General features: G+C 50.1%; 5 protein-coding genes. 4 read left to right on the top strand and 1 reads right to left on the bottom strand.

From position 1 onward, the window contains the following. Positions 1–36: 36 nt before the first annotated feature. The gene (locus JRJ22_RS08290) at positions 37–7,731 is read right to left on the bottom strand and encodes a pullulanase (RefSeq protein WP_206104031.1); all 7,695 of its coding nucleotides are present in this window, start codon (positions 7,729–7,731) and stop codon (positions 37–39) included. 670 nt (positions 7,732–8,401) lie between these two features. On the opposite strand from JRJ22_RS08290, the gene JRJ22_RS08285 reads away from it, so the two are divergent. From JRJ22_RS08285 to JRJ22_RS08270, 4 genes are all read left to right on the top strand, one after another. Beyond that, positions 8,402–9,439: a LacI family DNA-binding transcriptional regulator gene (locus JRJ22_RS08285; protein WP_206104030.1), complete on the top strand. Its 1,038-nt coding sequence runs from the start codon at positions 8,402–8,404 to the stop codon at positions 9,437–9,439. Positions 9,440–9,694: 255 nt separating this feature from the next. Continuing rightward, on the top strand, positions 9,695–10,357 hold the full coding sequence (gene pgmB / locus JRJ22_RS08280) for a beta-phosphoglucomutase (protein ID WP_206104029.1): 663 nt from the start codon (positions 9,695–9,697) through the stop codon (positions 10,355–10,357). 292 nt (positions 10,358–10,649) lie between these two features. Then, on the top strand, positions 10,650–12,968 hold the full coding sequence (locus tag JRJ22_RS08275) for a glycoside hydrolase family 65 protein (protein ID WP_206104028.1): 2,319 nt from the start codon (positions 10,650–10,652) through the stop codon (positions 12,966–12,968). Positions 12,969–13,269: 301 nt separating this feature from the next. Next, the gene (locus JRJ22_RS08270) at positions 13,270–14,958 is read left to right on the top strand and encodes a glycoside hydrolase family 13 protein (protein ID WP_206104027.1); all 1,689 of its coding nucleotides are present in this window, start codon (positions 13,270–13,272) and stop codon (positions 14,956–14,958) included. Positions 14,959–14,972 lie beyond the last annotated feature (14 nt).

The raw sequence follows: 14,972 nt of genomic DNA, 5'->3' as shown, positions 1-14,972 counted from the left end.
TTTGATGAAGAGTGCCGTTTAGCGTTAAACGGGAATTTATTCAGCCAGCAATTTGTAAATAACCTGTGCGCTTTCCGCGCGTGTCATCATTGCCTTAGGCGCAAATCGCTTGTTCTCTCTGCCCTGTATCAGCCCAAGCTCAGCCGCAGTGTTTACATAGTCTGCTGCCCATGAACTGATGGTGCCGGCATCCGCGAACGCCGCAGGTGAGGAGCCAGGGTTTGTTTTCTTACCCTGCTTCACTTCCAGCGCACGGATCACCATGACCGCCATTTCCTCGCGGCTGATCGCAGCATTCGGAGCAAAGACATCAGCGCTGCGTCCGGAAACAATACCTTGGCTGACAGCTGCCGCCACATAAGAAGCATACCAGGCATCTCCACTGACATCGCTGAATGAAGCTTGCCCTTCCGCTTTGATTCCCAGTGCACGAATCAGCAGAGCGGTAAATTCCGCACGGGTGACACTTACATCCGGTTTGAATTCGGATGCCGTCACACCTGTTACAATTTGTTTCGCACTGAGCGATTTAACCGCTTGAGCTGCCCAATGCAGAGCAGGAACGTCCTCAAAGGACTTATTCAGCTCAAGTGCCGCGTATTTACTGAAATGCGATACCTCTGCTGTAATTTGATCCCCGTTCACAGTTCCGCCCACATACTCAAGTAGGTTATTATCACCTACAAAGTAAACTCCAAGTAACTCTGTATTTACATTTCCGCTGAACTTAAGGGTAAGCTCAACCGGAGCTGCAAATGCAGTTACCGGAATGCGTGTGCCGTCCTTTTTAAGCATGAACAGCGAGAAATCATATACTTTTGATGCCGTGGTTACGCGGGTATTATCCTTGTTCAGTCCGCTCAACAGAGAATTCACTGCATTCTCTTGAAGCGGGGTTGTGCCGAATAGAATCTGCGCGCCTTCCGCATCTGATCCGCTAAGTGAGCCTTGAAGTTTAAGCAATACTTCGTTAGGCAAAGTCACAGCGACCTCTCCCATGTGCAGAACGAGATCATTCGTGCCGAGTGCTGCAGCAGCCTGAATCGGCAGCAATACCGACGTTGCGGATGCAGCAACAGCTATTGTAACCTTCCCGTCCTTGCCGGCTTTTAGACTGTCTAGACTAATTGTTTGTGTGCCGGCAGCAGGTGTTGCCGCAGGTACGGAACTGGGGATAGATCCCGGAAGTGTTACTGATGTTGGTGTTGGTGTTGGTGTTGGTGTTGGTATTGCTGTTGCTGTTGCTGTTGCAGTCGGTTTCGGCGTTGGCGTTGGCGTTGGTGTTGGTGTTGGCGTCGGTTTCACTTCAGGCACTGCTGCCAGAATTACTGTTCCGCCTCCATCTCTGCCCGGAAGATTAATACTCACCTTCTGATCACCGGATACCGTATACGTTTTGCCGCTGTATTCATCTTTTACAACTGCAGCTGCGACAAACGGCACCGGTATACTCACCGTCAAAGCATCTTTTCCCGTATTAATAACCGTAACCACATTTTCGGTTCCGTACTGCTTATTGAAAGCAAGGTATCCCAGGTCATCCGAACCGGCCAGCTTCGAGCGTGTGCCTTTGGAGAACACTTTGGAATACTGGGCCCGGATGTTCAGCAGCTTCTGATAATGATCATGAAGCCCCTGCTCCGCTGTCAGCTGATCCCACGGCATATCTCCGCGGTTCTCGCTGAACTCTCCCTTGGCCATATCTCCTGCGTTGCTGCCGGAACGGCCAAGCTCTTCCCCGTAATAGATAACTGGCTGGCCTTTAGCCGTAATCTGCAGCGCTGCCGCGATCATCAGCTTGCCTTGATCTCCGTCCACGTAATCAGAGAGGAAGCCGTTCTCGTCATGGCTGCTCAGGAATTGAGCCATAGTCTTAGTATTGTCCAGCTTAGATTCACGGTCTTGCAGGTATGCATCTACATCTGTGATTTTGCCGTCGGTGAAAATTTTGGCTGCATTCTTGAAGCCAAAGTCAAGCAGCGCATCCATTTGACCAGACTGCAGATTGCCGCCGTCACTGTCAATTGTACCGCCGTAATATTCGCCGACCAGCTTGAAGCTTGGGTCGATAACAGTCAATGCGTTCTTGAATGCTTTCCAGGTTGTGCTCTCTACATGCTTGACTGTATCCACACGGAAATAGTCAATCGTATCTCCGCGGTCAGTCCGTGCATTGCCCAGCCAGCCTGTCTGCCAGTCGATAATTTGCTGGCGCACGGCAGGATCCTCTGTCTTGAAATCCGGCAAGCCTGCCAGCTCGCCCTTGACCGGATCGGTATCCGCCGAAACGTTGTCTGTGCGGAGCATTCCGTCAAAGCGCGCTTTATCCTCGGCAGTAACACCTTCGTAGCTGTCGCCTGCTTCAAGCCCGTAGCCGGCATGATTCAGCACAACATCAACCATAATTTTGATGCCCTTGTCATGTGCCTTCTCAATCAGCTGCTTGAAGGTGGCCATATCGCCGAGATGCTCATCCAGCTGGGTGAAATCTTTGGCCCAATAGCCATGATAAGCATACTGTGTACCGCCGAAATCAATGCCTTTGTTGAAGTCGATATTGTCGACAATAGGTGAAATCCAGAGCGTGTTAATGCCAAGCTCCTGCAGGTAATCCAGCTTGTCGATCATCCCCTGGAAATCCCCGCCGTGATAGGCTTCCAGATGAGTTTTGTCCACATTCTCATTGTTCGTCAGGTCGCCATCCGCAAACCGGTCTGTGAGCGCAAAATAAATCCGCGCCTCATCCCAGTCGAAATCGAGCTTAGCTCCCGTATACGTTCTGGCTTTTACCTCAACGGCCGTGTTCCCTGTATGGCTGTTGCCGTACTGGTCAATCAGCGTAATTGGAATCGTTTTGGTTCCTGCCGTTACCGTATCTTTCACTGCAATCGTCTGCTTCAGCAGCTCCATATCAAGCTTAACCTTCGCCGGTCCGCCCAGAGCGGTCAAGTCCATGAAACCTTCCTTGTAAGACACTGCTTCCGCAGAAGCTGCTTTGACCGTCACAACAGCATTCTCATTAGAGGTCACCGCTTGCGGCTGTACTGTAGCTGTTATAGTGACATCAGGATTATGGTAAATTACTGCCGATTCACCGTTAACCGTATTTTTCGGGTCTGACAGTTCCTCGGTAACCCCATCCTTGGTAATCAGGAAGGTATACTTGTAGGTTCCTTCCTTCACCCCTGTCAGCACATAAGTAAACCATTCATTTGCAGCATCATAGACCAGCGGATACTCGGTACCGTTTACCTTTACCACTGCCTGCTCAATGTCAGCCTGATTTCCGCTGCGGAACAGTGCATCATCACGGTACATGAAGGTTATGGTTCCGTCCTTCATCACCAGACCGCTTATAAATGGCTTAATGTCCAGCTCCTTCACCTGGCTGGTTACAATAACCTTGGTGAATTGCTCGCCTGCGGTCAGCGGAATAACACGGTCATCCGGATAATCCTGTTTGCCTGTATTCCAGTCTGTGCCTTTGCGGAGTACGAAACCTACACTTGTAGCATTCTGTGCTACTTCAATCAGCACGCTGGCCTTGCCGTCTTTAAAGGTCGTGAAATCAATCTGGTCATTCTTGGCCCCTGTATTCCAGACCCAGATATTCCAGTCGGTATAATCCTTGTCGGGACGGACATAGGTGAATTCAACATAACGCTTGTTGTCTACAGCTTCTTTAACCACCTTAACCGTTACAGCCGCGGAACGCCCGCCGTATGAAATCGTAATCGTTGCCGTTCCGGCTTTTATCCCTGTAACTACACCTTTACTATTAACGGCTGCCACATCCGGTTTATCGGAAACATAGACTGCTGCGTTCGTAATATTACGTTTGCTGCCGTCATCGTATTTGGCATAGACAGCCGACTGGTGCGTGGTGCCGATCTGGAGGGAGTAATCCGCACTATCCGCTTCAAGTGAAGTGAGGACAACTGCGGCAGCGTCCATTTTAATAATAACCGCTGTCAAAGGCTGAATTGTAATTGAAGAACTGGTCAGCGTAAACCCGCTCTGATCCTCAGCCGGAATAGCCGTTACACCAGCTTCATCATTATCAGCAAGTACAACGCCTCCGGTCAAATCCTCAGACAACGAAAGTGTTCTTGCTTTATCATCTCCGTTAACAAAGACATAATAGATGCCTGTGCCATCCGTTGCTTTGTTCTTGTAGCCGATTACCAGATCGGTCGCTTTCACTTCCGGTGCCTGGATCAGCGAAACATTGGAATCGACCATGCTCTTGTCACCCAGGCGGAACGCATCCGTGGATCTTCTGAGCTCAATAAGCCCGGCTGTATAATCTTTGGTCGTATTTTGTACCGGGAAGCTCACTTCATCCGTCACTTTCGCCCAGTCGAAGTGGTTGATTGCATCCGATGAATCATAAGAATCGTGGATAAAATAGCCAAAAGATTTGCCGGCAGCATCCTTCATCTCGGTATATTTCTGCTCAGGTACACCTGTACCCAGCCATTGCTTCGTACGGCCATATTCTTGACCCGCCTGCAGGAAAGCCGTCCCCTGTGAAGTCAGCTCCAGTGTGTTGCCGAGTCTGATCCGCTTCTGGATTTCCAGCTCATTCTCCGGAATTGCCGGGTCCTTCTTAATCGACTGCACAATAACATCATGCAGCGTCAGATTATCATGGGCTTCGATGTAGGGTACAACATCACCCGGATCATCTGCAGGTATATTGGACGGCTGCGCCTTGATATTATTCAGGATGGTGGAAATGGAACGGGCTCCGCCAGTGATGAATCTCGGCTCCCCTTCCGAACCATAACCTGATTTAAGCTCATTGCGGAACTCATCAGAGAACACGCCGACGCTATCCGTTTGGTCCATCCACTGCTGATCGGCACCCTTGCCTGCAAGCGACGGATCGGAAGCTGCACCACCAAAGGTTACCCAGCCCTCTCCGATAAACAGTGCCTTAGGATTGATCGCCGCAGCAGCATCATAAGCCGCCTGCACCGCATCCTGCGTGGCATCCCCCATCATATCCCAGCGCATACCGTCTATTTTGTATTCGCTGAACCAGTATTTGACGGAATCGACCATTAGTTTCTCCGCCATTTTATGATTGGTAGCCAGGTTATTGCCGAAACCGCCGATAAAGTTGCCGCCCGCATCCTGGAATGCATAATAGTTTGGCACGATATCGTTTAAGAATTCCTTCTTCGCCATATGCGTATATACAACGTCCAGAATGACACCCATTCCGGCTTCGTGTACAGCATCAATGAGACCTTTCAGTTCCTTGATCCGCTCTTCGGGATCGGCCGGATTCTGTGAATAGGCACCGTCCGGGGAGAAATAGCTCTGCGGATCATACCCCCAGTTATACTCATTGTTTTGGGCCGAATAGTCCGATTCTCTCTGTCCCATCTTCGTCTCGTCCCCGTAATACCAGGCCATCACCGGAAGCAGCTGAATATGGGTCACACCAAGAGATTTAATATAATCGAGTTTCTTGGCAAAAGCGGCATAGGAACCCCAGCGCTCGCCGTTAAGACTGCTCTCAATGGATACATCAGACGTAAAGTCGCGCAAATGCACCTCATAAATAACGGCATCCTCACGTTTCTCGTAGCCTGCAATATCCGCTGCATGGTAGCTGTCCGGATTGGTCCGGCTCAGATCAACGATCGCCGCTTTGCCGACGGTATCTCCGTCCGCACCTGCTGCACCTGTAGTATCAACGGTGAATACGGCCATTGACTTAGCATAAGGATCTAGTACATGCTTCATAACCCCGTTATTCGTTACCTCATACTGGTAGTAGTAGCCGCGGACATCCTGCTCACCGCTTACGCCTGTGATGTCAGAAGCCTTGAGCTCTGCCGACCAGACCCCTTGCTCACCTTTGGTCAGGCTTACCCGGCCGACTACCTCGGCTGAATTGGACTTATTGTACACGTTCGCAACAACGCTGCTGGCCATAGGTGCCCACAGCTTCAGCGTGGCCGATTTGTCAGCTGCATGATATGTTGCCCCGAGGTCATCGCCCGTGTAATTATACATCTCATCAAGCATTCTCCACCCGCTGGAAGCGGATACGGTTTTGCCTGAATAAGTGACACTCAGCGGTGCCTTCTCCAAATCAAAGGCCGCTGTGTCCACCTCAATTGAAGTAGTGCTCGTGATCTTCACAGCAGACACAGGTACAGTCGTACCTTCTTTGTCCTTTACTGTGATCGCACTCTTGAGTGCTGCTGCATCCAGTCCGTCGGTTAAAGTAAACCCGAGCAGGATTTTACTGGCAGACAGCACTTCCGCCGATACTAATCCCACCGGCTGTTCGCCGAACGGGGATACATAAACATTATTATCGCCTTCTTTGATCCACAGCTGATTGTAACGGTCCAGCAGGCTAAAAGCTTTGTCGCCGCCGTCTTTATCACCGTTTGAGGGCTTCACGACAAGGAAACCGAGCTTCTTCGCATTGTCTTTCAGCGTGATATCGGCATAAGCACCGAAGCGGTCCACATGCTCAGCCGCAAAAGGAACGGCGTCGGACGGCCAGGTGCTTGGCGCTTTGGCCACGTCATCCCACAGCCATAATCCGTAGTCGCTCTGCTTACTATCTGTTCTAACATAGTGAATCCGGACCGTATTCGCAGGCAGGGATACCGGCTCATAAGGCGTTACCATATCAGAGCCTTGCTTGATCCAGATTTCGTTGGTTTGCGGGGTATTGATGAGGAACGTCTTATTTCCGCCGTCTTTGGCTTCATTCACCCGGTTAACGACGAGGAAGGAGACTTTTTTGGCACCGGTTTTGAGCGGAATATCCACATAGGCTCCATAGGAATCGGTCTGTCCTTCTGGAAATGCAGTTGCACCCGATGGCCAGCCCGCGGAGCCAGCCGCTACATCATCCCACAGCCACAGGCCCTGATCGGAATAATCACCTGCGGTACGGCTGTAGTGAATCCGGATACTGCCTTCAGCAACCGGTTTTACAGTTCCCGGGTTTGCCGGAGCCGTAAACTTGGCGCTGACCCCGTGATCCAGTGCATTATACTGGAAGGTTACCGGCAGATCCGCAGGCAGGCTCAGGGTCAGATCCGCGTCAGGGTACGATTTGTCATCTGCCGGAGTGGCTCCTGGAACCACAATCTTGTACGAATACTCGCCCTTGGGCAGATTAACTCTATTCTCGTATACATTGTCAAAATTAGTGTCTGCAAGCACTGTCTTGGCATCAGCCGCTGAATTATCACTGGTATCGCCCAGCTCTGTCTGCAGAGAGCCAACCAGCCTTGGCAGCTTATCCTGAGCTAGCGGTGTGTAATACGTGGAATCTGCGATTTTCTTAGTAATGTCGTTGTAATAAAAGGTTACGGTTGTCTCGGCAGCAAGTGTAAGCACAATATTGCCGCCATTGTCTTTCCCGCTGGGATTGGTATAGCTGCTGAAGCCATAGCTCTCATCCCAGGTGCCGTTAAGCGCAACCTTGTACTCATAGGTTCCGGCAGGCAATAAGCCAGAAAACTTATAAGTGCCGTTGTCCGTATACGTCATTTCCGTTACAGTAGCTGCCGGATTCCAGTCATTCGTAGGATTCGCCTCTGTAGACAATTCCGACTGAAGTGTGCCGACCAGAAATGCCTTGGTTGCAGCAGCCTGTACCTTTGATGCCGGAAAAGAAAAATAGGAGCACACTAGAACAATAATCATACTGACCGCAAAAGCCTTTTTGCTCCACAAAGCTAATTTCATTCCTTTAAGCCCCCCTAATGATGTTTTCCTTCAGTTGCGCGGGTAGTGCATTCATGTTAAATTTACCGCCACTTCCGGTCGTCCGGCTGCTTAGACCTGAATAAGCCCACACCTCCTTCTCAAAATCGCTGAATGGCTCATTGAAACTTGTGAACATTAGCGCAAACGTTTGCAATAAAAGGGTTACTGACCTAAAGCAGACAAATCTTTGTGCGTACAGCAAAAATTGCCCGAAATAAAGACATGTAAGCGCTTCTAAGTTCTGTTAACCATATTATTCCGTAAATTAAAGCGTTGTCAACAGCCATTTTTATTAATTGTATGGAAATATGGTATAGTTATCGCTGAATTTTTTTTATTACGTTGCACATATTTGCACAGAACAAAAAGCTAATATAGCTGTTATTGAAATGATTTTTCAGCAAAAACCGTTTGCACACTACATTACGGCTCATTTCCCTTCTCTGGCCTTGGCTTTGCTCCTGTTTGACCGGTTTTCTCCGGTCCTGCCGATTTCTCTGTAGAAACATGCAATAATGAGCCGCTTTTCTTTGCAATTCCTCCAAAATCACCTGTATAGAGCCTGAAGCCGGACTTTCTCTATTTACAATTAACAGCACTTCGATTAATATTACTTTGTAAAGCAAACGGTTCCATGAAGGAGGTTTCTATGACAGTTACCATTAAGGATGTGGCTAAGAAAGCGGGAGTTTCTCCCTCCACGGTATCCCGGGTGTTGTCAGGCCATCCCAGAATCAGCCTAGAAACTTCCCGTAAAGTTAAAGTAATCATGGAGGAAATGGGCTACACTCCGAATATGATGGCTAAGAGCCTGGTCTCGAAAACAACCAACAGCATTTGTATTATCTTGCCGAAGCCTGCTGAGGAGCTTTTCTCCAATCTGTTCTTTATGGAATTGATCCGCGGGATTGTTACCCAATCCAGCCGGTCCGGCTATGATGTGCTGATTAGTTCCGGAGCAAACGAGAAGGAAGAGCTGGAGGCTGTCTCCCGCCTGCTCAAAGGGCGCCGGGTGGACGGCGTTATTCTGCTGTACTCACGTAAAGATGATGCGGTTATTGATTTTCTCGAATCCGGCGGTTATCCCTTTGTCCTTATTGGACGAAGCGACCGCTATGAGGATATATTATCCGTGGATAACGATAATGTCATGGCAGCCTTTGATGCTACGAACCATCTGATTTCTATGGGACATGAGCGCATCGGCTTTGTCAGCGGGCCGCCTAATCTCATCGTTTCACGCGACCGTCTTGAAGGATACCGCAAAGCCATGCAAAGCAGCGGTCTGGAGATGCGGACGGAATGGATTGTGGAGGGCGAATTTCTGCAGGATAGCGGCTACCGGGCCATGTCATTCTTTATGAATCTCCCGAACCGCCCGACAGCGCTTGTTGCCGTCGATGATATGGTCTCTTTCGGGGTGCTGCGCGGTCTGAACGAACTGAAATACAAGGTACCCGAGGATTTGGCGATTGTCAGCTTTAACAACATCCCGCTCTCGGAATTGTCCAGCCCGCCGATCAGCAGTATTGACATCGGTATTTATCATCTTGGTTATACGGCCTCCCAGGTGTTGATCCAAAGCATCCAGAAGCCGGATAATGATGCCGGATATACAAACCGTTTCGTCATTCCCCACCGTTTGATCGTTAGAGAATCTTCTATGTATGCTCCAGGGAAGAAATGACCAAGATTCAAGAATAAATGAAGCAATCCCATGCTTCATTTATTTTTTCGAATGTTGTACAAACGTTTGCGCTAAACCTGCAGCGTTAAAACAACCTTCATCTCATAAGTACTTAGCTGCACGCTTCTGATGCAAGTTTTGTACGAAGCCATTCAGGAAGGTATGCTCACAAAACTTAGGCATATGCTTCCGAAGTGAGTTTTGTACGAAGCTATTTCGAGAAGCTATGCTCACAAAACTTTTAGGAGGTTCAACATGTCAGTAATTAAAGCTTGTTTGTTTGATTTGGACGGCGTGCTCGTCGACACCGCCAAATATCATTTTATCGCCTGGAGAGAGCTTGCCGAAGAACTCGGATTTGTGTTCACCGAGCAGGACAATGAGCGCCTTAAGGGCGTCAGCCGGGCCGCTTCGCTGAATATCCTGCTGGAAATTGGCGGACTTGAGTTTGACGAAGCGGAAAAAGCACGGCTTGCCGAGCAAAAAAACAACCGCTATGTGGAATACATCGCCAAAATGGACAGCTCCGAGATTCTGCCGGGCGCGCTATCCTTCCTGAAGGAATGCCGTGAAGTCGGCATCAAGGTAGCCCTCGGGTCAGCCAGCAAAAATGCGATGACGATTCTGAACAACACCGGCCTGACTCCCTACTTCGATGCAATCATCGACGGTACGCATACCAGTGCAGCGAAACCTGATCCTGAAGTGTTCTTGCTGGGTGCCCAGGCGGTGTCTGTACCGGCAGAGCACTGCGTCGTCTTCGAAGATGCAGAAGCAGGAATCCTTGCTGCAAACCGTGCGGGTATGAGCAGCGTAGGCATCGGTTCACCGGAAACGCTGGCTGAAGCGAACTTCGTCGTACCTTCCCTCGCCCAGATCAGTGTCGCCAAGCTGCAGGAATTATTTGCTGCTGTTTGATGAATAGTAACAGCTAACTGTAAGTTGTTTGTTCATGCCCTACTCTCTTTATAAAAGAACTATTTGTGAGAGAACCGGAGATACGTAATCAGCGGAGAAGGCAAAAGGAATGTGCAGAAGCGCCAGCGTTCGCCTTTGTCCCCGGATGCTTACCCTATAGTTTTCATCTGAGCATCCGGGGACAACAGCGATCGTAACATCCTTTTGTATTCGCAGCGGCCCCACGTAGACCGTACCATCGAACTCATAGTTCCATTTATATCATCTCTCATTTAAAAGGAGCCAAAAAACAATGAAACAATATTTGAAAATTGATGAATGGTCCATCATTGAAGAGTCCTTCGATCCGCAGACCCAGGAAATTTCCGAGAGCGTATTCAGCATCGGGAACGGCTATATGGGCGGCAGAGCGAACTTTGAAGAGCAGTACAGCGGTCACAGCCTGCAGGGCAGTTATATGGCGGGTGTGTACTATCCTGACAAAACACGGGTCGGCTGGTGGAAAAACGGCTATCCGGAGTATTTTGCCAAAGTGCTGAACAGCACCAACTGGATTGGGATCAATATTGACCTGGACGGTACTCCGCTCGATCTGGCTGCCTGCACTGTAAGCCAGTTCCGCCGTGTGCTTAATATGAAGGAAGGCACGCTGTCCCGCAGCTTCACCGCCACCCTTGAAGACGGCAAAGAGGTTCAGGTGGAGAGCATCCGCATTGTCAGCATGGCCCGCCACGAGATCGGCGCCATCCGCTATTCCATTATTCCGGTGAATTTTGCCGGACAGCTTACGATCACTCCTTACCTCGACGGCGACATCAAGAACAAGGACTCCAACTACGATGAGAAGTTCTGGAACGAAGTGGAGAAGAAAAGCGAAGCGGAAGGCGGATACCTGACCCTCAAAACGAAGAAGCTTGATTTCCATGTGACTTCGGCGTTTGCCTACGACATTTTGGTCAATGGTGAAAAGCTTACAACGACACCTGAAGCAATTGAGCAGGAGAAATACGTGGCTAGTAAAGTCAGCCTTGCGGTACAGGCCGGTGATCAGGTGGTTATCTATAAATATGCCGCCAATGTGACCTCCCGAAATTACGGACTCGGCCAGCTTGTAGAGGCGGCCCATACCGCGCTGAACAGCGCCCGGGAAGCCGGATTTGTGACGCTTTTGACTGAACAGGCTGCAGCATGGGGCGACAAATGGAAGGAAAGCGACATTATTATTGAAGGGGATGTCTCGGCACAGCAGGCGATCCGCTTTAACATTTTCCAGCTTAATCAGACCTACACCGGCGAAGATGACCGGCTGAATATCGGGCCTAAAGGCTTCACGGGTGAAAAATACGGCGGCAGCACTTACTGGGATACCGAAGCGTATTGTGTGCCATTCTATCTGAGTACTGCGGATTCCACCATTGCCCGCAATCTGCTGATCTACCGCTACAAGCATCTGGAAAAGGCCAAGGAAAACGCCCGCAAGCTCGGCTTCAAAAAGGGTGCACTTTATCCGATGGTGACTATGAACGGCGAAGAATGCCACAACGAGTGGGAGATTACTTTCGAGGAAATTCACCGCAACGGTGCCATTGCCTATGCGATCTACAACTATGTGAACTACACTGGCGACAAGGCTTACCTGGGCCAATACGGCCTTGAGGTACTGGTGGAGATCTCCCGCTTCTGGGAAGAACGTGTACATTATGTACCGCGCAAGGATCAGTATGTGATGCTCGGCGTAACCGGTCCGAACGAATACGAGAACAACGTTAATAACAACTGGTATACGAACCGGATCGCTGCCTGGACCATGGAATATACACTGGAAGCGCTGGCGTACCTGCAGGAAAATGAAAGTTCCCGTTATGCCGAGCTCGCCGACAAACTGGAGCTTGCAGACAGCGAAACCGCCCAGTGGAATGAAATTATCAGCAAAATGTATTATCCGTCCGATGAAGAGCTTGGCATCTTCCTGCAGCAGGACGGTTTCCTCGACAAGGAAATCATTCAGGTAAAGGATGTTCTGCCGGAGAACCTACCGCTTAACCAAAAATGGTCCTGGGACCGCATCCTTCGTTCCTGCTTCATTAAACAGGCCGATGTGCTTCAGGGATTGTATTTCCTTGGTGACCGCTATGATCTGGACACCAAAAAACGGAATTTCGACTTCTACGAGCCGATTACTGTTCATGAGTCTTCCCTCTCCCCTTGTATCCATGCCATTCTGGCTTGTGAGCTGGGCTACAAGGAAAAAGCTTATGAAATGTACCTGCGTACTTCGAGACTGGATCTCGACAACTACAATAATGATACGGAAGACGGCTGCCACACCACCAGTATGGCAGGAACGTGGATGTCGATTGTACACGGCTTTGGCGGATTGCGCGTTCAAGCAGACCGGCTGATCCTGAAGCCTTCCAATCCGGGACACTGGACATCGTATTCGTTCAAAATCATGTTCCGCGGCTCACGGCTGAAGGTTATCGTTACTGATCTACAGGTTACGGTTGTCAATGAAACCGATGTTCCGGCGGCACTTACGATTCACGGCAAGGAGTATACTGTGAACGGGCTAAGCAGCGTTACTGCTGAGGGCACCCCAGTAACGGCATAATTCTTAATGCCCCGGAGGCTTATGGCTTTCGGGGCTTTTTATGTAAGCTGAACTGGAAAATCTGCTCAATAGGCTTACGCCGTAACTGCGGGGAATGCTCGGACTTCCGGTCACTGTTGTTCACTGATTTCTTGATTTGAACCGATAGGCGGTTGAAATCTGTGAACAAAGGCGAACGCTATCGCTCCTACAGTTCCAAGCTTCCCCTCCGTTACTGCTGCCCATTCTAGTAAAATTTCAAAGTTCAGCTTAGATTGTTTATGTGGGTATATAACAAACCAAATTCAAAGGAGTCGTTGAAATGAACAGAGCCTTTTGGAAAGAAGCCGTTGTCTACCAAATCTACCCCCGGAGCTTCCAGGACAGCAACGGAGACGGAATTGGAGATCTGCAAGGCATTATCTCCCGGCTGGATTACCTGCAGAAGCTAGGTGTCGATGTGGTCTGGCTATCTCCGGTCTATAAATCGCCGAATGATGATAACGGGTACGACATCAGTGATTACGAGGATATTATGGATGAATTCGGTACCTTGCACGACTGGGAGGAGCTGCTTGCCGGGCTGCATGAACGCGGCATTAAGCTGATGATGGACCTCGTCATCAACCACTCCTCCGATGAGCATGCCTGGTTCGCAGAATCCCGTTCCTCCAAGGATAATCCTTACCGTGATTATTATATTTGGCGTCCGGGCGGTCCAAACGGCGAGCTTCCAAACAACTGGAGCTCGATCTTCAGCGGACCGGCCTGGGAGCTGGATGAAGCTACCGGTGAATACTATCTTCATCTGTTCTCCCGCAAGCAGCCAGACCTCAACTGGGAGAATCCGCAGCTGCGCGAAGCGCTGCATAAGATGATCGCTTTCTGGCTCGACAAAGGAGTAGACGGGCTGCGCATGGACGTAATCAATATGATCTCCAAAGTAGAAGGCCTGCCTTCGGCTCATCACGAGGGGCTGGCTCCCGGCGAACTGGCCGGCGGCGGCGAATATTATATGAACGGCCCGCGGGTCCATGAATTTTTACAGGAAATGAACCGTGAAGTGCTGTCTAAATACGATATCATGACGGTTGGCGAAACGCCCGGAGCGAGTGTGGAAGATGCTATTCTCTATACGGACGAAGACCGCCACGAGCTGCAGATGGTGTTCCAGTTCGAGCATATGGACGTCGACTCCGGCCCGGGCGGCAAGTGGAATGTGATCCCCTGGACGCTGAAGGGCCTGCGGGAGATTCTGCACAAATGGCAGGTCGGTCTCGCTGACCGCGGCTGGAACAGCCTCTACCTTAATAACCATGACCAGCCCCGGATGGTCTCGCGGTTCGGCAATGACGGGGAATACCGGGTCATCTCTGCTAAAATGCTTGCCACTCTGCTGCACACGCTGAAGGGTACGCCGTACATTTACCAGGGTGAAGAAATCGGGATGACGAACGTCAAATTCCCGTTGCTGGAAGACTACAAAGATATCGAAATACTGAACATGTACCGGGAAAAGGTCACCGAAGGCGGAGCTGATCATGATTCGATTCTGCAGGCGATCCATATCAAAGGCCGTGACAATGCACGCACACCTATGCAGTGGGATGCTACGGATAATGCCGGCTTTACCGAAGGGACACCTTGGCTGAAGGTTAATCCGCGCTATACAGAGATCAATGTTGAACAGGCGCTGGCCGATTCAGATTCCGTCTTTTATTACTATCAGAAGCTGATCGCCCTGCGCAAAAAGCATCTCATTATGGCTTACGGCGATTACGAGCTGCTGCTGCCTGAGCATGAGGATATCTATGCCTACACCCGTACGCTGGAGGATGAACAATGGCTGGTATTGCTGAATTTCAGCGAGACTCCACAGACGGTAGAGCTTCCTGCAGAGCTCGCCGCCGTAAAAGAAACCATTATCGGCAATTATCCTGACGAGCCGGCAGCCGGAGAACGGGGAACGCTGCGGCCTTATGAAGCCAGAGTCTACCGTTTAGGGAACTGACAGCCTGTCCTCTA

The sequence above is a fragment of the Paenibacillus tianjinensis genome, from assembly GCF_017086365.1.
Lineage (GTDB): Bacteria > Bacillota > Bacilli > Paenibacillales > Paenibacillaceae > Paenibacillus_AQ > Paenibacillus_AQ tianjinensis.
This window is presented reverse-complemented; position numbering and strand designations above follow the sequence as displayed.